This is a genomic window from Acetobacterium wieringae (assembly GCF_001766835.1).
Classification (GTDB): domain Bacteria; phylum Bacillota; class Clostridia; order Eubacteriales; family Eubacteriaceae; genus Acetobacterium; species Acetobacterium wieringae.
In genome coordinates, this window is record NZ_LKEU01000050.1 from 50546 (window position 1) to 75306 (window position 24761).

General features: G+C 44.5%; 19 protein-coding genes and 1 tRNA gene. 2 read left to right on the forward strand and 18 right to left on the reverse strand.

Going from position 1 to position 24761, the window contains the following annotated elements; all coding sequences use genetic code 11:
• Window positions 1-18: 18 nt before the first annotated feature.
• Together bzaD and ACWI_RS17585 are read left to right on the forward strand one after the other, a co-directional pair.
• Complete coding sequence (gene bzaD, locus ACWI_RS17580; protein WP_070372748.1) at window positions 19-1347, forward strand: B12 lower ligand biosynthesis radical SAM protein BzaD; 1329 nt, start codon at window positions 19-21, stop codon at window positions 1345-1347.
• The gene (locus ACWI_RS17585; RefSeq protein WP_070372749.1) at window positions 1344-2828 is read left to right on the forward strand and encodes a B12-binding domain-containing radical SAM protein; all 1485 of its coding nucleotides are present in this window, start codon (window positions 1344-1346) and stop codon (window positions 2826-2828) included. Before bzaD ends, ACWI_RS17585 begins: the two co-directional genes overlap by 4 nt.
• A gap of 62 nt (window positions 2829-2890) precedes the next feature.
• Here the strand turns inward: ACWI_RS17585 and ACWI_RS17590 are convergent, their stop codons facing one another.
• The 18 genes from ACWI_RS17590 to ACWI_RS17675 form a co-directional block, all read right to left on the reverse strand.
• A complete protein-coding gene (locus tag ACWI_RS17590; RefSeq protein WP_070372750.1) occupies window positions 2891-4147 on the reverse strand; it encodes an HlyC/CorC family transporter in 1257 nt (418 codons plus the stop codon).
• 179 nt (window positions 4148-4326) lie between these two features.
• Window positions 4327-5508: a CdaR family transcriptional regulator gene (locus ACWI_RS17595; protein WP_070372751.1), complete on the reverse strand. Its 1182-nt coding sequence runs from the start codon at window positions 5506-5508 to the stop codon at window positions 4327-4329.
• Window positions 5509-6678: a glycerate kinase gene (locus ACWI_RS17600; protein WP_070372752.1), complete on the reverse strand. Its 1170-nt coding sequence runs from the start codon at window positions 6676-6678 to the stop codon at window positions 5509-5511.
• A gap of 87 nt (window positions 6679-6765) precedes the next feature.
• Complete coding sequence (locus tag ACWI_RS17605) at window positions 6766-7575, reverse strand: alpha/beta fold hydrolase (protein ID WP_070372753.1); 810 nt, start codon at window positions 7573-7575, stop codon at window positions 6766-6768.
• A 357-nt stretch (window positions 7576-7932) separates the two neighbouring features.
• Window positions 7933-9084: a toxic anion resistance protein gene (locus ACWI_RS17610; RefSeq protein WP_070372754.1), complete on the reverse strand. Its 1152-nt coding sequence runs from the start codon at window positions 9082-9084 to the stop codon at window positions 7933-7935.
• 52 nt (window positions 9085-9136) lie between these two features.
• Window positions 9137-10417 carry a 5-bromo-4-chloroindolyl phosphate hydrolysis family protein gene (locus ACWI_RS17615; RefSeq protein ID WP_070372755.1) on the reverse strand — a complete coding sequence of 427 codons (1281 nt, stop codon included), beginning with the start codon at window positions 10415-10417 and terminating at the stop codon, window positions 9137-9139.
• 172 nt (window positions 10418-10589) lie between these two features.
• Complete coding sequence (locus tag ACWI_RS17620) at window positions 10590-11321, reverse strand: energy-coupling factor ABC transporter ATP-binding protein (RefSeq protein ID WP_070372756.1); 732 nt, start codon at window positions 11319-11321, stop codon at window positions 10590-10592.
• 12 nt (window positions 11322-11333) lie between these two features.
• Window positions 11334-12131 carry a cobalt ECF transporter T component CbiQ gene (gene cbiQ / locus ACWI_RS17625; RefSeq protein WP_070372757.1) on the reverse strand — a complete coding sequence of 266 codons (798 nt, stop codon included), beginning with the start codon at window positions 12129-12131 and terminating at the stop codon, window positions 11334-11336.
• A 116-nt stretch (window positions 12132-12247) separates the two neighbouring features.
• Window positions 12248-13261 (reverse strand): energy-coupling factor ABC transporter permease, encoded by a 1014-nt coding sequence (locus ACWI_RS17630; protein ID WP_070372758.1) that lies wholly within the window; start codon window positions 13259-13261, stop codon window positions 12248-12250.
• 230 nt (window positions 13262-13491) lie between these two features.
• On the reverse strand, window positions 13492-14907 hold the full coding sequence (locus ACWI_RS17635) for a D-alanyl-D-alanine carboxypeptidase family protein (RefSeq protein WP_070372759.1): 1416 nt from the start codon (window positions 14905-14907) through the stop codon (window positions 13492-13494).
• Between the two features lie 22 nt (window positions 14908-14929).
• The gene (locus ACWI_RS17640) at window positions 14930-17884 is read right to left on the reverse strand and encodes an insulinase family protein (RefSeq protein ID WP_242871649.1); all 2955 of its coding nucleotides are present in this window, start codon (window positions 17882-17884) and stop codon (window positions 14930-14932) included.
• Between the two features lie 25 nt (window positions 17885-17909).
• The gene (locus ACWI_RS17645; protein ID WP_070372760.1) at window positions 17910-19238 is read right to left on the reverse strand and encodes a replication-associated recombination protein A; all 1329 of its coding nucleotides are present in this window, start codon (window positions 19236-19238) and stop codon (window positions 17910-17912) included.
• A 59-nt stretch (window positions 19239-19297) separates the two neighbouring features.
• Window positions 19298-21361 carry an Eco57I restriction-modification methylase domain-containing protein gene (locus tag ACWI_RS17650; protein WP_070372761.1) on the reverse strand — a complete coding sequence of 688 codons (2064 nt, stop codon included), beginning with the start codon at window positions 21359-21361 and terminating at the stop codon, window positions 19298-19300.
• Window positions 21362-21520: 159 nt separating this feature from the next.
• Complete coding sequence (locus ACWI_RS17655; protein WP_070372762.1) at window positions 21521-22894, reverse strand: NADase-type glycan-binding domain-containing protein; 1374 nt, start codon at window positions 22892-22894, stop codon at window positions 21521-21523.
• Window positions 22895-23101: 207 nt separating this feature from the next.
• A tRNA-Leu gene (locus tag ACWI_RS17660) sits at window positions 23102-23186 on the reverse strand.
• Window positions 23187-23280: 94 nt separating this feature from the next.
• Window positions 23281-23553: a DUF1294 domain-containing protein gene (locus tag ACWI_RS17665; protein ID WP_070372763.1), complete on the reverse strand. Its 273-nt coding sequence runs from the start codon at window positions 23551-23553 to the stop codon at window positions 23281-23283.
• 13 nt (window positions 23554-23566) lie between these two features.
• Window positions 23567-24256: a GntR family transcriptional regulator gene (locus ACWI_RS17670; RefSeq protein ID WP_070372764.1), complete on the reverse strand. Its 690-nt coding sequence runs from the start codon at window positions 24254-24256 to the stop codon at window positions 23567-23569.
• A 14-nt stretch (window positions 24257-24270) separates the two neighbouring features.
• Window positions 24271-24687, reverse strand: a complete 417-nt coding sequence (locus ACWI_RS17675) for a UTRA domain-containing protein (protein ID WP_070372765.1) — start codon at window positions 24685-24687, stop codon at window positions 24271-24273.
• Window positions 24688-24761: the final 74 nt, after the last annotated feature.

The window sequence follows — 24761 nt, forward strand, 5'->3', positions numbered from 1 at the left end:
TCAAACCAAGGAGAAACCATGAAAATTCTTTTCATCCAGGCCCTTTCAATGGAGGGCATCGATATCGAGCGGGTTTATCCGATTGGAATCGTCGTTTTAGCCTCCCAGGTTGAACGCTGCACCGATCACACACTAACGCTTTTTGACATGAACATGGCCCTCGATCCCTATGGGGATCTGCGACAGCAGCTGGAAAGCGATAAGCCGGATGTGGTCTGTCTCTCGCTGCGTAACATCGATCCTCTGGGCAATAAAACCTCATCGCTGATTCCCGGCTTTGCCGTAACCCTGGCGGTGATTAAACGCTACGCCCCAAAGACCAGAATCTTAGCTGGCGGTACTGGTTTTTCGTTGTTCCCGGAACGACTGATGCAGGACTACCCGGAAATTGATTTCGGCGTCACTGGTGAAGCCGAGAACATCATCGTCCCGTTACTTAATAACCTTAACAATCCGCCCCGGCTACCCGGGCTTTGCTATCGAGAAAAGGAAGCGGTGATCGTTGTCCCACCAGTTGGTGATTATGATATGCGGGACTATGTGATGCCCAACCGCGATCTGCTGGACCCCCGCCCCTACCTCACGGTCAATAAATATGTCGAAAGTATCGGCGTGGAAACCAAACGTGGCTGCTGTTTTAGTTGCGGCTATTGTTCCTATCCGCTGCTACAGGGCGCGAAAATGCGCTGCCGCACGCCGGAAGCAGTGGTCGACGAAATTCAGTTTCTCTACGACAGCTACGGCGTCACCCGGATCCATTTCACCGATTCGGTGGTTAATATTCCTGTCGATCATCTCGATTCGATCTGTGCCGAAATTATCCGGCGGGGTCTCCCGATCAACTGGAGCGGCTTTTTCCGGGAGAACCTGTTAACCGAGGAAAACGTTGCGCTCTATACCCAATCCGGCTGTGAATGTTTTTCACTGTCCCCCGATGGCCTCAGCCAGACTGCACTGGATGCGCTGGATAAAAATATGAAGGTCCAGGATATCCTCGACACCGCTCAGGTTCTGGCGGCCAGCGGCGTGGTTACCGTTTATCACTTTCTGGTCAATACGCCCGGGGATACCGCCGCCACCCAGCAAGAAGCCAAGGAACTTATTGATGCGATTTATAAAATCCATCACGCTTCCAAAACCCTGGGCACGATCGTCCTTAATAATATCCGGATTTTACCGGGCACCAGGGTCGAACAACAGGCGCTGGAGCATGGCGTGATCACCCCTGAAACCGATCTGCTCTACCCGACTTACTATAACCCGGCGCCCTACGACCGGGCTCGGTATGAACTGGAAATCTATCACACTAAAAAAAATATCTTTATGTGGCAGGAGGTCACCTCATGAACGTCATTCTACTCGAGCATCCCCGTTCCATCAGCGCTGATCGCTGTAACGATATCGCCAATGCCCCCCTGTCCGCCTGTCTTAACACCGGCTACATCGGTGGCATGCTGGCTGCCAACAACATTCCAGTAACCATTGTGGACGCTTATCTGGAACAGCTGGATTATCCGGCCATTGAAGCACAAATTGCGGCCCAGCCGCCGACGATTTTAGGGATTCATCTGGTGTATCACTGGAAGGACAATCAGACCCTGTATCAATTTATCGAACACGTCAAACAAAGCTACGGGATTGCCTATGTCTGTGTTTATGGATTTTACCCCACCTTTGCCTATGAGGAAATCCTTAACCGCTGCCCGGCTATTGATTCCGCCGTATTGGGTGAAGCTGAGCTGACCTTCTTAAGACTTGCCGAAAACTATCCCACTATTCCTGATTCGGGAATGGCCATACGCAGCGTAAACGGCATTGTCGCCACCCGGGGCGAGGTGGTTATCGATATCGATGCCTTACCCTTTCCCCTGCGCAGCGTGGGTTCCTATTCGTTTGGTGAGGTCAATATCTCCGGTAGTCGCGGCTGTTACGGCGGCTGTACCTTCTGTTACATCAACCCCTACTATGGTGATATTAAAAGGAAATGGCGGGGACGAAGCCCGGAAAATATCATTGCCGAAATTGATGCAGTGATGAAAGAAACGGATATCCGCTACTTTTACTTTATGGATCCCAACTTTTACGGCCCCGGTCATGCCGGTAAAGAGCGGGTCCTGAAACTGGCCCGTCTCTTAAAAGAACGCCAGATCCACTTTGGCATTGAAGCCCGAGCCGACGATATCGAAGAGGAAACCATCGAATCTTTGGTGGACGCCGGTCTTAAGCACATCCTCATCGGATTAGAAAGTGGTCGGGATGAAGCCCTGAAACGACTTAATAAGCTGACCACAGTGGCCGATAATGAAAACGCCCTGCGGATTCTCAGGAAATACGGGATCGAACCCAGCGTCGGTTTTATTATGTTTGAGCCTGATTCGACCCTGGAAGATCTGAAAGTCAATTACGACTTTTTAAAACGGAACGCTCTTTTAGATAAACTGGAAATTAGCGTCAATGTCCTCTATCATCACATGATTATTCTGCAGGGTAGCGCATCCTATAAAGCCCTGCAAGAGCAAGAGCGACTCAATATTTCACCACACTCCACCTATGAGGCAGATACCGATTATCAAAACCCCCAGGTCGCAATGCTGGCCGGGATGATGCGGGATATGACCAATCATATCTTTTCTTATATGAAGGATACCTGGGAATTGAGCGTTAAGAAAGACCCGGTGATCCTCGAAAAATACCGACTGGTCAATCAACTGCTGATCCAAACCTTTGACGATTATCTTTGCCTGCTGAAGCATCAACAAATCAGCACTGATCAGCGCAACACCTATGTGGACACCTTTATTGGTACGGTTGACGGTATTATGGCCTGACATGAAAATACGCCTGACAGCTTTTAGTCTGTCAGACGTATTTCTCTTATTTTTGTACAAGGTTATTTTTCTTCAGCATCAACCATCTCATGTTTGACTGCAACAATTTCGATCACATGCCGTTCGTCCGCCTGGGTGATGGTAAAGCCCAAATTTTCAAACTCAAAACTTTCGCCAACCTCCGGAACCCGATCGAGAAATTCAACAATCCACCCCCCAACAGTAATCACATCAAAATCGTCATCCATATCAAACAGATCGAACATTTTTCCCAGATTGGCTTTACCTAGAATCCGGTACTCATGATCTGAAATTTTTACAAATTCATCAATGACCTCATCGTGTTCGTCCCAGATTTCCCCCACCAGTTCCTCAATGACATCTTCCAGGGTAACAATCCCGGCGGTTCCGCCGTATTCATCGGACACCACTGCAATATGGCATTTTTTCTGTTGAAGCAGGGTTAATAGCTTGGAAATCTTCATGTTTGGGGTAATAAAAACCACCGGACTGATAATTTCCTCCAAACTGCTTTTGCCATTGGCTACGTAATGGGTAAAGTCTTTATAACTGATAAAACCGATTATCTGATCAATGGTGCCCTGATAAACCGGCAACCGGGAGAAGCCGGTATCAAAAAAGATTTTGGCAATATCTTCCTTGGGGTTATCCATATCAATCGCTACGACATCGACCCGATGGGTCAGGATGTCATCCACATCCAGGTCATTAAATTCGATGGCACTACGGATCAGTTCCCCATCCTGGAGATCGATGCCACCATCATTTTCAGCTTCCTCGACAATTGTCAGCAGTTCTTCTTCAGTCATACTGCGTTCACTGCTGACCTTAAACAATCGATCCAGCATCCTCTTCCACTGTGAAAAAAGAAAATTGACCGGTGTTAAAAGAAACATCAGCAATCGGATAAAGGGGACTGAAAACATTGCAAATTTTTCCGGTGAATCTTTGGCCAGACTTTTGGGCGAAATTTCGCCGAAAATCAGCACCAGCACCGTCATCACTGCAGTAGAAATGGTTACGCCAGCATTGCCAAAATACTGAACAAACACCACTGTGGCAATCGAAGCCGAGGCGATATTAACGATGTTATTACCAATCAGAATCGTTGACAATAACGCATCATAGCGATCAGAAAGCGCCAGTACTTGTGCTGCGCGCTTATTACCATCCTTTGCCAGATTCTTAATGCGAATACGATTAAGGGATGTAAATGCCGTTTCTGTCGCCGAAAAATATGCCGACATCAGCAACATCACCCCCAGAACAATTATAAAACCTATCACACTGTTATCCATTGACTAAGATTCCTCCCAGTAAACAGATCCATCAGTCATCACTGTGACTGGCTTTATACATTGAGTTTTCGTTTTTGTCTCATATAACGGTACGTCGTCCAATTTTATTCCTCTTTCAAATATTATTTGTCACTATAATATCATATTTTTAGTTACAATTCCATAATATCTGCAAAATTTTACCTGATTGGCTGATCTTTAATTTTTTTTAATTTTTCATAATGATTAAGAATTATCATAAATAAAAGATTGTCATCACTGCCACATTTGATCGGAAATCCCAGACACTCCTCCATTTTCTTTTTTCTGAAAATAACCGTATTTTTATGGATAAACAAATCCTCAGCCACTAAATCAAAATGAAAGTGATGTTCAATTATTTTGCGCATGGTCAACATCGCTTCATCCGTACCTTTTCCGAAATATTTCTGTATTTTTTTTATATATGGTTCCACCGCCAACGCATACGTTTCCTTGTCCAATTGATTATAGAGCCGCCAGAAATAGTGCTGATGTGAAAAATAAACATGTTGATCTCTTTTATAAACACCACTGCGATACATTCCATAGGCATCGGCATACGATTTCACGTAACCCTCAATCCCCAGGTAGTAGCTACCTACAAAACACTGCATATTTTTGACATCTTCACTATTGATTGAATCATCCAAATATCTTTTGATCGTTTTTTCGATTTCCCATGGTTCGGTTTTTTTAAGGCATTTAAACACTAAAATAAAACCACCGGACATCACTGATGAGATGTCATTTTTTAAATGGCTGTCTGACTGCTTGATCTGGTTAAGGATATTTTCAAGCATACTTTCTTCCGAATTTTGATAATCCGCAGTAAAACTCAGAATGACCGCCACCCGATTGCTTTCCATATTATAACCGATGCGCTCGCCCCAATCCGTTATTTCTTCTTCACTGATGGTTCGCTGCTCGCTGATTAAGGTATTTAAAAATATTTCCTTGTCGTTACGGTGAGTATAGAAGCGGTTCATCGTTTCCTGCTGTTCAATGATCAGTTCGGCGGTCATTTTCACCAGTTTGCCAATGTTGCGTACCTCATCCGGATCGCCGGTTATTCCCACTACCCCGATGACATCACCAGCTTTATCCACAATCGGCATATTGATCCCTGGCTTTACACCCTGAAGTTTTTTGGCCTCCTCTTCGGTGACTTCACAAGTAACGGAATGACGGATGGCAAACATCGCAGTTTCGTGAAAGGTGCCCAGTCGCTCCGGTAAACCGCTCCCAATAATAATGGCATTCTTATTCATAACATTGATGTTATAACCCAAGGTGTTCATCACCTCATCGGCTATTTTTTGCGCTATTTTTTTATCCAGCATCTATCCACTCCTTTTTTTCTGACTTGAATTTTGTGGGATCATACAGATAATCGCCAGAAAACGAAAAAGGTCGCAAATGCGTTGCTCCAATAATTCAGCCGCATTTTCCATGTGCCATGCCAGCCCCCGATCATTGCTAAAGAGAGCAAAAGCCGCCACCACGCCACACTGATAGATGGTTTCATAGCCCACATCCAAGGCGCCGGAGATCACCACAACTGGGATATTCTGGTTTTTTCCGTGTTTTCCGACCCCAGAAATTACCTTGCCCATCACACTCTGCGCATCGGTTTTCCCTTCACCGGTAATAATCATATCTGCCCCGCAAATTGCAGAATCAAAACCAATTTCATCCAATACAATCTCGAGACCAGATTTTAGCTGCGCATTGAAGAAAGCCACCAAAGGTAAGGCCATCCCACCGGCCGCACCGATCCCTTTTAATTGGATCAGCTTCATCCCCGTTTTCATCTCCAGCAACTGACCAAAAGCTTCGAGTCCCCGATCCAGAAAAGTCACCATATCCGGGTTGGCACCTTTTTGGGGTCCATAAACTGCTGCTGCTCCCAGATGGCCGCAAAGTACATTTTTTACATCACAGGCAATGGTAATCTCCACTCCCTTTAATAAGCTCTCGGCTTTACTGGTATCAACTGTTTTCACCCGACATAAATTTTTACCAATTGGTTCTAGCAGTTCCATCTCCTGATCATAAAAACATACCCCCAAAGCACTGGCAACACCCAATCCGCCATCGTTGGTGGCACTGCCCCCTAAACCCAGAATGATCTTACGACAGCCCCGCTTAATGGCATCGGCAATCATTTCTCCGGTGCCATAGGTACTTGTTTTTAACGGATTGCGTTCATCATCAGCAAGCAGTGGCAAACCAGAAGCGGCCGACATTTCAATTACTGCCACCCCGTCGTGGAGAATTCCGTAGGTCGCTGTTATTTCTCTAGCTAAAGGATCTTTTGCTTTTATTGTGATCATTTCACCGGATTGGTGCCTGACCAGTACTTCTACTAGCCCCTCCCCACCATCAGAAATGGGTATCTTCACAATCTCAGCGGTTGGCATAATTTTTAGAATCGCATCTCCGACAATGTCACAAACTGCAGTGGCTGATAATGATCCTTTGAAGGAATCCGGAGCAATCACGATTTTCATTTGGGTTCTCCTTTCAATTCGTTTTCTTGGGTTTAAAAACAATAGCATGGGTAAAGCAACAACCCATGCTATTGTTGACACTGTATTTTAGGCTTTGATAAAATTAGCAACGACCTGGTTGAATTTCTCGGCTTCTTCCCAGAAAAGCATATGACCGGAATCTTCAAAAAACACCAGTTGTGCTTCGGGAATCTGCTCAGCAACATAGGCACTGCCCTGCCAGTCAAAAACTGCACTGTGTCGGGCTACGCACACCAGGGTGGGGAGATTGATCAATGGCAACAAATCCCGCCAGTCTAAGTTAGTATGATCCCGCATAATCTCAATTCGCACCTTCGGTGGGCATTTTGATATTTCATCGGCGATAAATTTTACTTCTTCTGGTGTCGGTTGATGGTAGAGACAGCCAAACGCCAGGCCTTCTGCACTTTCACGCGGTGCATATTCGATAGCACAGCAGGTTCGAATAAACATTTCCACGTCATAACAACCATTCTGGCCCCAAACCCAATCTGGCCCCGTATACTGGAGTGGTGCCTGGTCAACACAAATCAGTTTGCTCACCCGATGGTTGCCAAATAATTCCAGATAGCTCCACAGCACTGCAACCCCCATGGACCATCCCAGCACGGTGACATCCTTTACATCGAGTTGATCCAACAATTCTTTGACATCCATGGCATAGCGGGAGATCCGGTGACTGTGTAAGACCTTTTCCGATTCGCCATGTCCCCGGAAATCCAGCAAAATAACCTGAAAATCTTTGGCCAGAACATCGCTGTTCTTTTTAAAAAACTGGGTTGTACACGTCCATCCGGGAATCATCAGTAAGGGGCTTCCTGTACCCTTTACCTCATAATACAATTCAACATGATCATTGGTAAAAAAAGTTGCCATAGCTTTCCTCCTATAATTGATAAATACCTTGCCCATGTAGCCTACTTGTTAGACCTTGTTGATTTACGCCATTTCAGAAGATATCGGCTTAACCAAGATCGAACGACGATGATTCCCTCTTGATGCGCTTAGCAAAATACTATTGATTATAATTATACCCAATCTCTAACAGTTATCAATGGTATTTTAGCCAACTAATCACCTATCCATTGGGCAATTATACAATTAATTTTTTAATCAAATATCGCATCATCTTCTCAAGCCGCTGACCGATTAGCAATTAGGAAGCGAGTATCAACGGAATTATGCTTATTAAGAAAAAAACAACCAGTCTTTAGCACTGATTGTCTTTTTTGTTTATCTTCTAATTTCTAACATTTTAACTTTTAAATCATTTTCCAGTTTTTCCAGTTCAGCTTCCACTTCTTTTCGTTTCTGGCGCCCTTCGGTCTGGATACGCAACACCTCGTCAAAGGTTGAAATTAAAGACTCGTTGGAAATACGCAGGGTTTCGATATCAACAATGCCCCGTTCCGATTCTTTAGCGGTAGCGATGGATTCCATCTTCAAGGTTTCAGCGTTTTTTCGTAATAATTCGTTGGTCATATTGGTAACTTCCCGTTGGGCTTTAGCAGCCTGGCCAGAATGTACCACTCCCAGTGCCAGCACCATCTGGCTTTTCCAAAGTGGAATGGTATTGACAATGGAAGATTGGATTTTTTCAGCCATCAGGGTATCATTATGCTGCACTAGTCGGATCTGTGGAGCCATCTGAATCGAGATCATCCGCGTCAGTTCCAGATCATGAATTTTTTTCTCAAAACGGTTGCACATTGCTGACAAATCATTCACCGCCTGTGCATCTTCCGGCAGTCCGCTGATCTGAGAGCGCTTAATCAGTTCCGGCAATTCTTTGGTTTCGACTTCCTGAAGTTTCTTTTTCCCAGCCAAAATATACATTGATAACTCTTTGAAATAAGTTTTGTTGACATCATAAAGCTTATCCAGCATCGCCACGTCTTTTAATAGTTGCACCTGATGTTTTTCCAGGGCCTCACAGATACGGTTAACATTGCTTTCAGCGGAGGCATACCGGGTCTGCATTGAGCTGAGCTTATTGCTGCTTTTTTTGAAAAAACCTAAAAATCCTTTGTCTTCTTCCTCGATATCAAAATTCCGTAGTTCCATCACCATATCACCGAGCATTTTGCCCACTTCACCCATGTCTTTGGTACGGACATTATTCAGGGCCGTTTCGGAGAAATCGGCAATTTTTTTCTGGGCCCCAACCCCAAACTGCATCACTAGGCTGGAATTGGTGAGATCGATTTTGCTGGCAAAATCATCAACCATTCGTCGCTCGTCCGGGGTCAATCGACTTTCGTCAAATACTTCCCGTTCCCCCTTAAGCTCCTGATGAGTATTAGTCGTTACGGCTTTTTCGTCCTCAAATGGGTCAAAGGTCAGGGTCGGGGTTACCTGGGAATAATCGTTCATACTATCTTCCATTGCAATTCTCCTCGTATAATTTTTAGCTCGTCATCTTTTAAAATTGATGCGATTATTTTTTGAATTCTCGATTGGTCAGCCCTTCCTGGGCCAGCATGGTGTTGAGTACCGAGATATCAGTAGAAACATCCATGGCGGTATCCTCATAAAAACTGTCGAGCAGATTTTCAAAGGCATGGCTGATGGTATCCAAGGTATCTTCGATTTCTTTTTTTGTGGCCAAAATATTGGCCCCTTGAATCGGTTCAGCATCCAGATCTCGATAAACCGAAACCAGCTTAAGGGTAGTTGGCAGATAATAGCCCATAAACTTGCGAATTTCCGGCAAACCATCGGGGTTTTCTTCAATAAATTCAAAAATCTTGGTGATCACTTTTTCCAACCGATCCAGTTTCTGAGAAATGATTTCGCCTTCAATGGCTATATTTGCCTCATTGATCTGCCGGATGGTATCCTGACCCTCGGCAATTACCTCGTGAACCGCCTTCATTTCCGGATTTTCCGTTTCCAGTTTTCTTTTCTGATCCAGCGCTACCTGTTCCATGCGCGCTTTTTCTTCCTGAAGTTTTTTTCCTTCTTTAAGCTTTAAATGGTTCTGATAGGCTTCATCGCTGATCAGCAGATATTCTTCATTTTCATCAAATCGTCCCTGGGGAAACATTCCCAGACTGATCATTTTGCGCAGATCCTTGACCACATATTTCTTACTGCGACCAATCGGATCAGACAAATCACTGATCTTACAGAATTCGCGACCTCTGAGGCGGCTGGCATACTGGCGAAAGCGCTTCACCCGCCCCCGCAGGTTTGAGCCCTTGGCCGACATCAGCGCACTGACCGTAAAAATTGGCAACAAAATACCGGCACTGATTCCCAGAAGCGGCATACTGGTAAAAGTAAAGCCAAATACTGATGAAAATATCAGTAGCAATAACAGTGACACCCCAATGCCGATATTTCCAAAGACCATCAGTAACATGCCGGAAACCCGACCGTGCGGTGATTTTGAAATCAAATTATTGGGCTGTTTTTTAACCGGACTGTAGGCATTCTGAACAGCGTTTCTGGCAACCATTTCCGGTGGCTGCGGCTTGTTTATTTTTTCCCGGGTTCTTCTGCCATTAGCTGCCTGCCGTTTGGCTTTCTGATTATTTTCCCGCTGCTGACGTTGCTGCTCCTGCCAATACTCACCACTGCGTTTGACCTCATCCATGGCCCGGGCGACAGTTGCAGTAATGTTTTTATTCAGTTCTTTGAACTCCTCTGAATTCAAGGCATCCTGAACAATATCTTTAATATCATTACCAATATTCGAATAATCTTTTTTTGCCATCCTTGACCTCCCAAACATTGCATTAATTATATCGTATAAAATTTAAAAATTCAATTAGGAAACCATTTCCCGGTGCTATTCTTTAGTAAATTCGTAATCTTTTTGGTCCCTTGCTCTGAAATCTAAAAAAAGCCTGACGACATCAAGCTTTTACTTTCCCGGAATCATCCATTTATCGAATCCGGGGTTTTTGCATACACAGGGGCAGCTCCAGATGACATTGGGATAAGAGCGCCTCATCCAGCAAGATGTCTTTGACACGGCCATCGGCAAACACACTGCCATGGTGTAAGATAATCACCCGGTCACAAATATCCAGGGCCATATCCAGATCATGGGTGGCAATAATTTTTGTCATCTTCAGAGAGTCCAGGGTATTAATAACGTTTCGTCTGGCCTGGGGATCGAGAAACGAGGTCGGTTCGTCAAATAAAATCACCCGAGGATCCATAGCCAGCACAGAGGCAATGGCAATGACCCGTTTTTCACCGCCAGATAAGCGATGAGGCATCCGATCCCGGAGGTGGATGATGCCCAGTTGTTCCATGGCATTGACCACCCGCTCTTCGACCACATGCTCATCCAGTAATTCATTGCGTGGGCCAAAGGCAATGTCATCATAAACCTTGGTCATAAACAGTTGATCATCAGGATTTTGAAAAACCATCCCAACCCGGCGACGAATATCCTTCAGGGTCTTTTTTCCAACGGCGAGTTCATCAACCATTATTGATCCCTCTTTAATCTCGGAAACACCGACAATCAGTTTGAACAAGCTGGATTTACCGGCACCGTTGGCTCCCACCAAGGCGATGCTCTCACCCTCTTCAATTGTAAGATTAATATCCCGGATCGCCTGATGACCATCGGGATAGGCATAGTTTAATTTATCAATTTTTAGCATTGGAACTCCTCATTATAAAAAACTGCCGATAAACAGGCTCAAATCGAAAAATCGCATCAAACACAAAATCCCCGAAGCTAAAACCAGAAACAGCCAATCGCCCTTTTGAATCGGGCTGGGTTTGGCATACAGATAATTGCCATCGTAGCCTCGACATTTCATGGCAACATAGATGCTCTCGGCCCGATCAAAACTCTTTAGCAACAATTGCCCGACAAAGACACCCATGTCCTTCATTTTAATCCCCTTGGCAGCCGGAGCTCGTAAAATATAGGCCGTATACATGTTGGAAACTTGTTCCAGCAACACCGATATATAACGGTAGGTCAGCATGATCTGCTCCACAATAATTTTGGGTACCTTAATGGATAAGAGTTGATAGGATATTTTAGGTAGTGAGGTCGTGGCAATCAGGATCATCACCGCCATGACCGTAAAAATCGTTTTAACCATAATCGAAATAAAGGAAAGGACCCCGTAACTGATTGGCATCGGCCCAATCATCAGAGCCAGTTGCTGATTAAAAATGATGTTGGATAAACCTGCAAAAAAAGAAAAGGGCAGTGCTACTAAAAGCCGTTTCAGCAAGGGTTTATAGGGAATTTCAGCCAGTGCCATTAAAATCACCGGATAGAATGCAAAAACCATCAGTCCAGTAATATTATAGGGGTTAAATGAAATCACCAGCACCAGATAAAGCATCGTAGTGATCAGTTTGACCATTGGATGGAGGCGATGAATGATGGTGTTGCCATCGGCCATTTCTTCAAGGGAACTGATTGTATTCATGGAATCGGTAATTGTTGACATTGGGACTACCTTTCACTTAAATATTAAATAACCTCTGTTACTAAACAGAGGTTATTAAGCAAACTATTGTTAATATTACCATATAAAGATTGTCATTTCAATTAGTATTAAAACAACTATACTGTTTTTTCTTTTCGGCGTTTGACAGCGTAAATCAGATAACCCGTTCCACCTGCCAAGATCAGGGTAATCCCAGCGCCAATTATGCCAGAAACACTGGTACCAGCGGCTGAGCCTTCACCATCCGTTGATTTAAATCCATAATCCGGCAAGAAAGCCGTGCTTTCCTGAATCCCAGCAGCACTGTCATAGGCATTGCCCGAGGCTTCCAGCTCGGCGGTACCCGCTACATTTTCCATTGACCATTCCAAACCATCCGGATTGGATGATGCCAACAGCGACAAACCGCCACCAACAACAACGGCAAACACCAGCAAAACGCCCAGTACTTTTTGAATTGACAAATTTTTGGGCAATTTTTTATTATCCATGGACGATTCCAGCAGTTCTGGTCTCATCTTGTAGATGAAGACTAAAATTCCGCCGGTAACAACCCCTTCAACCAGACCAATCGCCAGATGAATTGGAATCATCATCCCCATGAAGGTTGCCATCGGCAATTCAGTAATGCCAGAAGCCAGAGTCTGGATCACCACCGAAATAGCTCCCAGGGTTAAGGCTAAAATAACCGATACCACCGATGCCACCGATATCCGAGTTGGTGTCAGCCCTTTTTTTACGATCGGTTTAAAGACAAAGGGGTAAACCAGTAAACAGGCATAGAAACCAAGATTCCAGATATTTGCCCCCAAGGCCAACAGTCCTCCATCAGCAAAGAATAAAGCCTGAATAAGTAATACTGCCGTCAGGGTCAAAAAGGCCGGAAAAGGCCCCAATAAGGCTGCCAGCAAAATCCCCCCACCAATGTGTCCACTGGAACCAGTTCCCGGAATGGTGAAATTAATCATCTGTCCGGCAAAAATTACGGCCCCCATAACCCCCATTAACGGGATCTTCTTTTCATCTAAATCGTCTTTACATTTATACGCCGAATAGGCGATTGCTCCGGCGCTCGCCGCAAGCATGATTCCTCCGACTGCCGGAGAAACTAAAGCATCTGCCATGTGCATAATAAAACCTCCTCAAAATTTAACTTAACACAAAAAACACGAAGAACACCTCCCAAGTTTCAACTCTGGAAATACCTTCATGGCATCATTTTCGTATCTTAAAATTGATTCGTATTCTGCACTTCAATGCTTTAAATACTATCTAAATTATAAACCACTTGTCTATACATGTCAAGTAAAAATGCTGGAGTCTGTTGTTTTACTGACAGACTCCATTATTTATTCATAGACTACCGTCTTCGCTTCGGTGACTGACCAGAAGATCTGCTCCCGGAAGAATTTTGTTTTCCCTTGATTTTGATTTTTTTATATTTAATATTGTTTTTGCGCATAAACTGAACAAACATAATTCGCATTATCGCCAGCAGCATCAAGATCACAATGATGGTTACATACCAGTAAAGGATCGGATAATCAGTCCAGTTACGGGCCTTCATATCATTCACCGCATATACCGGGGTAGCCTCTACAAAGGTTTCGCCATTATAAACCTGTAATTCCCCAATCTGTTCTCCCGCTTTCACATCGGCTTCGAGGTTTGCCAGGGTTTCGTCACCAATGACTTTGGTTTCATCCCATTTCACCTTGGACGTGTAGCTATCCTGATTGGCCTGAGGAACCGCCGTAATCAGCGGGTCGTTGGTCTTGTACTTTAGCTTATTGCCATCAAAGACATGATAATTAACCACCTGAACGACCCGTTCTTCATCTTCCGGATCGGACCATTCCAACAACTCATATTCTTTGACTACAGCATTAATGGTATCGCTGGCTTCTTTAAAAAGCACCGTCTCATCCGCATATAAAATAATGCCGATCATATTCTTATCATTGCCTTCACCCTCAAAAACCAGGCATTTATTTGCTTCTTCGGTGAAACCCGTTTTTCCGCTGGTGGCATAGCCATTAAAGACCGGATTCGTTCCCGAGAGATTATTAGCCACCCGATATTCCTCGGACAGTTCATTGAAGTTGGAATATAATAAAAGGTTGGAGTTATTCCACTTGTGCTTCGTCTTATTGGTCTGAACCTCATGAACCTTGGCCCGGGTGATCGCTTTGATGGTGGTCTCCTCAAAGGCCGCTTTAGCAAGGATCAGCATATCTGCCGGGGTGGTATAGTGATTGCTGCTATGGAGTCCATGGGGGTTAGTGAAATTGCTGCCGGTCATCCCCATATCCTTAGCTTTTTTATTCATCGCTGCCACAAAAGTTTCATAGGCTTTATCCGAACTGATCGAGCTGTCGCCAGCAATTTTTTGGCCAATGTTCACCGCAATGGTTTCCGCTGCATCGTTTCCGGACGGCAACAACAGGGCATAGAGCAATTCGTTGAGTGATAACACCTCTTCGGCTTCAAGACCAGCCGTGCTGCTGTCGGCATCCAGACTTGCAATTTCATCGCCCACCGTAAAATTCTCATTGAGATCACCGTGTTCGATGGCTACCAGTGCCGTCATCAATTTGGTGGTACTGGCCGGATAGAATTTTTCATTCTGCTTTTGGGCAAAAAGAACATCACCGCTATTCACTTCATAAATGATCACACCTTCATCAGCACCATAGGCTGGCAAGCCCGCCGCCAACACTCCAGACGTGCCAAAGACCAGGCTAAGTATCAACAATAGTCCTATTTTTCTTTTCATTTCCCCTCTCCCCTCAGAGCAGCTATTTGATATAGCGGGTTACTTTGAACAATTCTTTTTCTTCATTGATGGCTTCTTCACTGCCTAAAACACAAATGGCATTTTTCGCAAGCACCGCTGCAATCATGTCACCATGACTTTTTAGTTGTGCCACGGTGGTTTCTAAAATTTCATCCCGTTCTTTTTGCAGATCTGCGGCAGTAACGCCACTAAAATAAAAATTATCCGCAATCTCGCCTTTCACCGAAGCGCTGAGCGGAACATCTTTGCTGCTGATCGTGCCAATGATGTACTTTTCCAGTTCACGCTGGGATAGTTCCAGATTATTAATATAATCAACCACCCCTTGATACGCTTCAAAGGTCTTCTTGAGTTTGGGATCACGGTAAGAACCAAAGTACAGGTCGCCACCACGACCAATACTCATAAAAGCACCATAGGCGCCACCCTGAACCCGAACCCGGTTCCAGAGATAGTCCATTGACAGTAACCCCTTTAAAACCAGTTGGGAACCGGCGTACTCGTAGCCTAAAGCACGAATATTATAACCCTGGGAAACGTATTGAATCTTTGCCGCCGTTAAGAAACCTTCATTGGCAATATCAGTTTCAAAAGCAAAGGCATTTTTAGCCGCTTTATTTGGCGCCAACCCCATGATGTAAGGACTCAAGGCAGTCACAGTCCGATCCCGGATTTCTTCGGTACCGGTAATACTGATAATTGGTTTTCTGTTGGTAAACACCAAGCTGGCGATGCTGGTGAGCTTTTCGGTTAAGACTTCAAACTGCTCATCAAAGTTGGCTTCCAGATCGGCAATAAAGCGATAAAACTCAATTCCACCAAATTCTTCGAACAGCCGGGCTGACTGAGAATAATAAGACTGCAGCCGTTGTACCCCGACGACATGGCCAGCGGTTAAAAACTGGGTCTCCTTATGGGTCTTAATTTCCCGGATCATATCGTGAATCAGGTTCTTTTCCGTAAAAAGTGTCTTAGTAATTACGTCGGTCATGATTTTGACTAAAGTCGGGATATTCTCCATCACCGCTTTTCCCTTAACGTAACAGTGGGAGGTGAAATCCCCAAAATGGTGGACGTCGTCATAGGACTCAATCCCAAAGGACAGGCCACCGGTGTGAATTTCAATTTCCTGACTCAATCGTCTAAAATCCATGCTTTCGGTACTGAGACTACCCAGCAGCTTGCACATCAACGATAAATATTTCAAATCTTCCTGCGGCAGATCACTGTAATCAAAATAGAGTTTTAAATAAGAAATTCCGCCAGTAAAACCAGGATGGAACAGCAGCCTGGTTTCCAGCGCCTCCTGAACTTCCAGGGGATAACTCCGACCCGTACGATTGATATCGGCCAGCGACAGCTTGGGAATTTTTTCGAGATCCTCCGGCTTATCCTCTTCATTTTGCTTTTCGATGAGAGTCTGGGTTTCATCAATCAGATCCTGGAGTTCTTCCGGGGTCAAAGCCGCTTTAAAAGATGCCAGTTTTTCCGCTAATGCCTGGTCGGCTTTTTCCTGCAAGGTATTGTCCGGCACAATCGTCACCAGGGTTTGATGGCTATTGTCGATCAACATCCGTTTAAGAAGTTTTTCAAAGTAGCCGTCTTTCCAACAGTCCTTGAATTTTTTAAAGGCGGCTTTGTATTTAAGGTAGGCAATCGGATCGTCACCATAGAGCCAGTCATCCATCATCTCAATCCCATAAATCAGACCTTTGGGATAAGAACCGTACTCGCCTTCGATATGGGAAAATTCATGGATATTAATGCCCGCTTCAACGCTACGGGGATCGAGGCCATCAGCAGCCAGCTTGTTGAGCACTGATTCCACCGTATTAACAAACAGATCCTTATGTTTCTCCTCTGTGTTTTTGAGGACAATTGAAAAATAGGGCTGTCTTAAGGAACTGCTGTAATGATAGCTGACATCTTCAGCAATTTTAAGATCCAGCAGGGCCTCTTTGAGCGGTGATGAATTATTATTTAATAAGATATGGGCAAGAATATCAAAAGCCAGGGCCTCCTCATAGGATAATTTATCACCCAGCACCACAGAAAGAGCCAGATAGTCTTTATTTTCCAGCGTTTCTTCCTTGGACACCCCGTAGGACGCCCGCATTTCCGTCCGCTGCGTGAGCATCGGCTGGGCCTCTATTTCACTGTCAACTGGCTGTTTATCAAAGGCACTGAGATATTCGTCATTTAAATATTTCAAGTGCGCCCGGACATCCCCATCGCCATAAAGATAAATATAGCTGTTGGAGGGATGATAGTATTTTTTATGGAAGCCCAGAAAATCCGCATAGGTCAGTTCCGGGATCACATCCGGATCCCCGCCGGATTCAAACCGGTAGCAGGACTGGGGATAAAGGGATTCAAAAATTTTATTTTGCAGCAATTCCTCGGGATTGGAGAAGGCACCCTTCATTTCATTATAGACCACCCCATTGTAGATGATCGGATCATCAGCATTTTCAATATGATAATGCCAGCCCTCCTGCAAGAAGGTGTAGGGATTTTGATAGATATTGGGATAAAAAACCGCATCCAGATATACATCCATCAGATTCATAAAATCTTTGGCATTGGTGCTGGCAATCGGGTACATTGTTTTATCCGGATAGGTCATCGCATTGAGGAAGGTGTTTAGCGATCCTTTGGCCAATTCCACAAAGGGTTCCTTGACCGGGTATTTTTTTGAACCGCATAATACCGAATGCTCAAGAATGTGGGGCACCCCGGTGCTGTTGGTGGATGGGGTGCGGAAGCTGATTGAAAAAACCTTATTGTCATCATCAGCCGATATATACACTAACTGGGCCCCGGTTTTTTGATGTACAAAGGTTCGGGCAAAGCCATCTATTTCATCCACAAATTCTTCTTTTTTCAAGATAAACCCATGAATATTTTCTTCCAGTTTAAACATTTTTTCTTGTTGTTCTTGCAATTCTTTTTTCAAATGTCTCTCCTTTTCTGTTCGTAATTTATTCGATTATTCCCTTTTTCTGAAGATATTCTTTCATTTTTTGTTCATGACCCATTTCAGTCGGTTGATAAAAATGCGTGCCGATCAAATCATCCGGTAAGTATTGCTGTTTAACATAGTGGCCGGGATAATTGTGAGGATACTGATACGTCATGCCTCGACCCAGATTTTTACTGCCAGAATAATGGGTATCCTGCAAGTGCGCCGGAACATTGCTGTTTGAAACATGCTTGACCGCCTCTATGGCAGCATCCACCGCCAGATAGGAGGCATTGCTTTTGGGTGCACAGGCCAGAAAAACCACTGCCTGGGCCAGATTAATTCGGGCTTCCGGCATCCCGATAAACTGGACCGCATCGGCGGCGGCCATCGCTACCGGTAAGGCCAGCGGTTCGGCATTGCCAATATCTTCAGACGCCGAAATGACAATCCGCCGGGCAATAAACTTGGGGTCTTCCCCGGCGGTAATCATTTTAGCCATCCAGTAAAGCGCCGCATCGGGATCGGAACCCCGGATACTCTTGATAAAGGCTGAAATGGTGTCATAATGGTTATCGCCATTTTTATCATATTGAACCGCCCGCTTTTGGATACACTCCTGGGCCGTTTCCAGATCGATATGAATAATCCCGTCGGCATTTTTATCCACCGTCAGAATCCCCAGCTCCAGGGCATTCAAGGCCCGACGGACATCACCGTTAGCGACCTCGGCAAAATGATCGAGGGCCTGCTGATCACAGTTTATTTTCATTACACCATAGCCCCGATCCCGATCAGTAATGGCCCGTTTGATCACCTGACGAATATCGTCTGGGGTCAGGTTGTAAAACTCAAAAATAGTCGAGCGGGACAGCAGTGGCGAGTTGATTTCAAAATAGGGGTTTTCGGTGGTGGCGCCAATCAGGGTTACTAACCCTTTTTCGACACTGGGTAACAGAGCATCCTGTTGCGCCTTATTAAAACGATGGATCTCGTCAATAAAGAGGATGGATTTTTTATTATAAACCCCCAGGTTATTCTTAGCCTTCTCCAGCACCTCAGTAATTTCTTTTTTTCCCGAGGTCACTGCATTGAGCTCGTAAAACGCCGCATTGGTGCGGTTGGCAATAATTTTTGCCAATGAGGTTTTGCCGGTACCCGGCGGTCCATAAAACACCACTGATGACAGTTTATCCGCTTCAATCAGCCGATACAAAAGCTTCCCCCGACCAATGATATGCTGCTGGCCAACAAATTCTGCCAGAGTTTGGGGCCGCATTCTTACCGCAAGGGGAGCATTATCGGCAATTTGGCCTTCATAATTCTGGTTAAAAAAACTTTCCTGCATAATGTCCTTTCACGATAGCACTCTATTCGGATTCTGCAAAGCCAATGATCGGTTCACAATCACCGGTTTGTTTCAATTGCTGCTATTTCGATCTGATTCAACTCAAAAAAATCATAAAACCACTGGTCTATATCAGCAAGAATCTTGCCCAATCCCACATTGTCGCCACTTTTCTTTAATTCTACGATTCTATCATAAGAATCTTTAAATACCTTAATGGTTTCATCTTTAATGTCCGGTATTCCCAGTCGCAACAGGGTGTTGGGATAGTACTCATAAAGCTTATCACCCAGTTTTTTCCCGTAGGACTTAAAGTAGTAATTATAGAGCTTGCTGTTTAGCAGCAACACCAGAAATTCCTCGGTGATCTGATGATAAAGCCGTGGTTTGAGAATCAAGCCATAAACATCAGCGCTGAAATAAGCGTGCGCTTCATCAATGGCAAAGCGGTTTTGAGTTGCCTTATAGGGAAAAACGATCTTTCGCCTCTCAAAATGATCCGGATCCCGTCCCCATTGCAGTTTATACCAGGCCAGTTTGCCGTTTTTGCATTCCCGGCGGTTTTTTAGCTTGTCCCGGTATGCTTCAAGATGTGCAACTAGCTCAGGGTGCTCGTCAATCGCACTGATCTGGTTGGTATAGAGGATTTGCTTTTGCGGTTTGGCGACTTCAAACGCTTTCACATCCTTGTTCTTGATCCACGGTTTTAACCAACACGATTCAAAGCCCGGACGAACCGGATCCGTCACTTCAAAGATAAAAGCCTTGTCGTTTCCAGTGATAATGCCTTGAAAACTGTGGACAACATTATCCAGGGTAAAGGGGGTTTTGGCCTCAATCTTCTCGATGATTCTCCGGGTCAGCGGTGAATAGAGCCGCCAGGAATCGTCATTCAGCTGAATCTGCGAAAGTTCAAAGGACTCATAAAAATCGCTTGGCTGATCGGTTTGAACGAGCGATTCGATCAGTTTGGAATAGCTTTCCGGTTTGTGGTTTTTAATAAAGAACCGTTTAACCTGAATCCTTTGAGCATCATCAATCCGATTCGTTTTAAGCAGTCGGATAATGGCCGGATCAACCCCAACCCCCTCAATCACCCGGAGTCCGTTGAAATCAACGATTTCCTGAATTGCAAATGCTTTTCGGATAAAGGCCCGTAACGGTTTTCCATACAAAGCTTCGATAAAATAGCGGGAGGTGATATGGATAAGCTGCCCCCCCGGTTTTAGCAGTTCCCAGCCCCGATAGATAAAGCAATAGGAAAGATCCCCCTTATCCCGATACACCTCACCGTAGCGGTTTTTTAACTGCTTCATATAATCCGTCTGGATTTCTTTATGGCCGACATAAGGCGGGTTCCCGATGACTACATCGACCGACTGCACGGCAACTAATTCTTCGGTCAGAATATCGCCGCAAAAAATTCCCAGCGGCTTAACGTATTCTTTTCCTTTTAAGGTCAGGATCAGCCGGGTTACCAGACAGGCCATCGGATCCCGGTCAACTCCCAGCAGGCCGGTTTCCAGCAACTGGCGATGCTGCGTGGCTTGCTGCTCCGGAGTCAGTTCACCACTTCGAACCATAATCGCATCGTATATTGCACTAAGCAGGGATCCGCTTCCGCAAGCCGGATCGAGAACCCGAAAATCCTGCTGTTGGTTACCCGGTGAAAATGCTTCAAGTACATCCGCCGCCATATACCTGGCGATGTTTTCCGGAGTATAAAAGACCCCATGGTTTTTCTTGTGATTAAGCAGCAAACTGGCTTCGTAAAGGTTGCCGATCAAGCCGGGATTTTCTCCCGCCAGTGCGGGGGATGACTGAATAAATTCAGAGACCCACGCCCATATCTCATCCCCAATAGGCTGAGGCTCTGTCTGCTCCTGCCCCCAGAATGGTGTCTCAAGGGGGCGGCCCTGCCAGATTGCCAGGACATAATCCAGCGTAAAATTCTTTTTGATGGCCTTCTGGTGGGCTTCAAAGTCAAGGTGCTGATTATCTGCCAGGTATTTTAAAACAATGCACTTTAATAAAAAAAGCACATTGGCACTGCGCTCCTCAGCCAAATAGTTATATTTATTAATAAATCGTGTCAGCTTATCTGAAATCTCCTGAAACTTCATTAAAACCTCTCTTTAATTGATGTTAGCGTTATCTTGTTATTATACCATTATTTGCCTGAAAAAGATAAAGAAAAGGCTGAAATAAACAAATCAAAAAAATCCGGAGAATCGCTTCTCCAGATTTTAAAATGACGCTAATTTAAAAGTTCATCACCATAATCAGAACAATCTGATTTCGGTGATAGCGGTGTCATGTTCACCATCCGCAGGTCCCGCCACCGCCGAATCGATGACAAAAACAACTGAGTCACCAGGATTAATGGTGACCGGGCTGATTGAGATCACCTGTTCATCCCGGATCCGTTCAAGAATCATGTTGGCCACTGGGCTGGTATTAACATACATCACCAGTCCCCGAACACTACCATTTTCAGCAAAGGATGTAGTAGTCTTGACGTAACCGTTTTTAATGGCCACTCCATGAATGGTCAGTGCGGAGGTTCCGTTATAGACACATTGAACATACTCACCAATCCCATCGCCAGACACCCCTTCAACCCAGGCGGTATTATCACTGCCATCCATCACGTTCCCGACATAATAACTGATCCCAGCCATGTCCGGTAGGGTCGAAGACGCATAGAGACTAAAATTCGCATAGTCCCAACCGGTGGCAGTGCCGCTTCCCGAGTCGGACCCTTCTGACTCGGATCCACCAGAGGTGGTTGGAATATCATTGATAACGTATTTGCCTTCAATTATTTTACTGGCAAAACCAGCCCCATTGACTTCAATGGCATTGATTGTTTTTTCACCTTTTGTCAAGGTAATCGGTTCTGTATATACGATTGAACTGACTGTGGGCTGGGATCCATCCGTCGTGTAAAAAACCATATCATTGGCATCCGCCTTAACGATTTCCAGTTTTTGTTCCCCCTGATAGGTTCCCGGATTCAGATTAAAGGATGGCGCTTTAACCGTATAGCTACTTTTCTGATCGGCATATTTACTGTCTCCGGTAACTTCGGAGGCCCGATCCAGCAGAGCAAAAAGATCCGTTTCTGATACTCCGGCCTGAATTTCCGAAGCAATATAGGCATCAAAGATCATTTTTAATTTTTCTGAGTTTTTTTCTTTTCGGATTGCTTCTTCGAAGAAGGTATTGGCCATTTTATAATTGCCCGCCCCGGTGTAAGCTTTGGCTTTTCCAAAAATTGCTGCAGCGCTATTCGGATCCAGCTTTAACACTCCATCGAAGGCCACCAGTGCTTCGCTATAATTTTGAACGGCCAGTAAATCTTCGCCATTTGTAAGACCGCTGTTAACGGCATTGATTTTTTGAAAATTAATAAATCCAAAAACGGCTCCGGCAATCAGAAAGACTCCGACCACCACCGCAATTGCAATAATGATCCCCTTATTCTTTCCCTGATGTCCAGTTTTACGATCCGGAATCCCACTTTCTATTTTTTCCCGGTTCGTGTCCTCCGTTACCTGAGACTCCCACTTTTCCAGGCTCCGGATCGGATTTCCGCAGTTCTGACAAAACAGGCTGGATGCTTCGTTCTCGTGGCCGCATTTTTCGCATTTCATCTTAATCTCACCCCTTCAAAAACAGAATTGGCAGTTTTTTTAATCACTTATTTGTTTCTGACGCTTCCAACTTGATTACTGATTGAGCATACAAATTGTTTACCCATTTATAGTTCAATTAATCTCAGCGTAAAATTAATTCAAATCAACTTCTGATTTTGGGCATAAAAAAAACGACCATCTCATGCCGTTTTTAAAAATTCTAAATGGTGCGAGAGACGGGAGTCGAACCCGTACGCCTTGCGACACACGCCTCTGAAACGTGCTTGTCTGCCAGTTCCAACACTCTCGCATAAATCATTTTGAACACCACTATAGAATACACGCTTTTATACAAATTGTCAAGTCATATTCAAAACTTTTTTGGTATTTTTATTTTACACCAGTCAATTGAGTCCTTTAATATAGAATAACAGCACCGACCCGATCTGAAGCGCAATAATTATCGGAATTCCCCAGACAAACAAAGTATGCCTGGTTTTATGGTGAAAAACCCGCATCCCCAGCAGTCCGCCAATAGAGCCGCCAATCAGGCATAAGCCCATCAGGGTTTTCTCCGGAATCCGCCAGACCGCTTTTTTTGAACGCCGTTTGTCCTGCCAAAACAGTCCAAAGGTAAGTAGATTAACAAGAATCAGATAGAGTATTATATAGTTCATTTCTTATTTTTCCTTATTCGTAAAATGATTTTCCATTCAACTCAATATTTTCACCTAACACATACAAGGTTCTTTTACCAATCGGATGATCGGTTATGGTTGAGAAAAATATATTTATGCAAAACATTGGCATGTTTTCATCAATTAACAGTCGGTTTGAGATGTATTTATTGGGATAATCCATGGTCACTTCAATGCTTTTTTTTACCTCAAAACTATTAAAAATTCGATGCATGATGGCAATGTTTTTCTCGGCTTTTTTTTCAATCCCTGCACTCAGGTAACGACCAGTAAGAAACAGCGAATCGATGCTGTAGCCCACCGGCATTGCATCCGAAAAATACATCCGTCTGATTTCAAGCGTCTTTAATTCCCGTCGCTCGCCTTTTAATTTTGTCATCGAAATCAGGATATCTTCAGTCTGGATGTCTGTTATTTCTTCATTGATGTTTCCCTCCAGGGAAAAATTGACTAAAAAAAGATCCTTCTCTCGCTCTTTGACAAACGTCCCGACGCGTTCAATCGAGACCAGATAGCCCTTGTTTACCAGCGTGGCCAGGCTTTTTCGGACCGTCACCCCACTGGTATTATATTTTTCAGCCAGCTCCTGATTGGTCGGTAATTTTTCATTGGGTTTAAGTGAACCACTTCTGATCTCAGACAGAATATCGTTGACAATTCGTTCGTATATTTTTACTTTCATTTAAGTCCTTCAATCTATTCCTGATAAGACGTTCCACGGACGCAGCACCATTCACGCTTAATAAACAGCTGACGAAAACCCATGGGTTCATTATCGTCTAATATTTTTTGGGTAATTTGCATCACTGGCGTTTCTTCCGGGATTTTTAGAATTTCTGCCACTTCCCGATCACAATTCATCGCCGTCACATTCATCCTGCCCTGCATTTGAAACAATTTGTTTTTCTGCGACAATATTTCACTGAAACTGGTATATTCAAAATTATCGTTCCAAACAGTAATTCCCGGAAAATAGGGAATGTACTGAATATCATAGGCAATCGGCTTTTCCTCATAAAGCAGTACCCAGCGGACATAAACAACCCGGGCGTTGGGGGCTACCCGCAGATGGTAAACCAAATCAATGGTCGGTTTGATAATTTCCGATCCCAACAGTTCGACCCGTTGGTACGGTTTTTTTAAGAGCTGTTCGGTTTTTAATGAAATCAGGTATTTATCGTTACTTT

Coding starts and splice junctions, on each gene's coding strand:
- bzaD (WP_070372748.1), top strand. CDS start 19: ATGAAAATTCTTTTCATCCAGGCCCTTTCAATGGAGGGCATCGATATC.
- ACWI_RS17585 (WP_070372749.1), top strand. CDS start 1,344: ATGAACGTCATTCTACTCGAGCATCCCCGTTCCATCAGCGCTGATCGC.
- ACWI_RS17590 (WP_070372750.1), bottom strand. CDS start 4,147: ATGGATAACAGTGTGATAGGTTTTATAATTGTTCTGGGGGTGATGTTG.
- ACWI_RS17595 (WP_070372751.1), bottom strand. CDS start 5,508: ATGCTGGATAAAAAAATAGCGCAAAAAATAGCCGATGAGGTGATGAAC.
- ACWI_RS17600 (WP_070372752.1), bottom strand. CDS start 6,678: ATGAAAATCGTGATTGCTCCGGATTCCTTCAAAGGATCATTATCAGCC.
- ACWI_RS17605 (WP_070372753.1), bottom strand. CDS start 7,575: ATGGCAACTTTTTTTACCAATGATCATGTTGAATTGTATTATGAGGTA.
- ACWI_RS17610 (WP_070372754.1), bottom strand. CDS start 9,084: ATGGAAGATAGTATGAACGATTATTCCCAGGTAACCCCGACCCTGACC.
- ACWI_RS17615 (WP_070372755.1), bottom strand. CDS start 10,417: ATGGCAAAAAAAGATTATTCGAATATTGGTAATGATATTAAAGATATT.
- ACWI_RS17620 (WP_070372756.1), bottom strand. CDS start 11,321: ATGCTAAAAATTGATAAATTAAACTATGCCTATCCCGATGGTCATCAG.
- cbiQ (WP_070372757.1), bottom strand. CDS start 12,131: ATGTCAACAATTACCGATTCCATGAATACAATCAGTTCCCTTGAAGAA.
- ACWI_RS17630 (WP_070372758.1), bottom strand. CDS start 13,261: ATGCACATGGCAGATGCTTTAGTTTCTCCGGCAGTCGGAGGAATCATG.
- ACWI_RS17635 (WP_070372759.1), bottom strand. CDS start 14,907: ATGAAAAGAAAAATAGGACTATTGTTGATACTTAGCCTGGTCTTTGGC.
- ACWI_RS17645 (WP_070372760.1), bottom strand. CDS start 19,238: ATGCAGGAAAGTTTTTTTAACCAGAATTATGAAGGCCAAATTGCCGAT.
- ACWI_RS17650 (WP_070372761.1), bottom strand. CDS start 21,361: ATGAAGTTTCAGGAGATTTCAGATAAGCTGACACGATTTATTAATAAA.
- ACWI_RS17655 (WP_070372762.1), bottom strand. CDS start 22,894: ATGAAATGCGAAAAATGCGGCCACGAGAACGAAGCATCCAGCCTGTTT.
- ACWI_RS17665 (WP_070372763.1), bottom strand. CDS start 23,553: ATGAACTATATAATACTCTATCTGATTCTTGTTAATCTACTTACCTTT.
- ACWI_RS17670 (WP_070372764.1), bottom strand. CDS start 24,256: ATGAAAGTAAAAATATACGAACGAATTGTCAACGATATTCTGTCTGAG.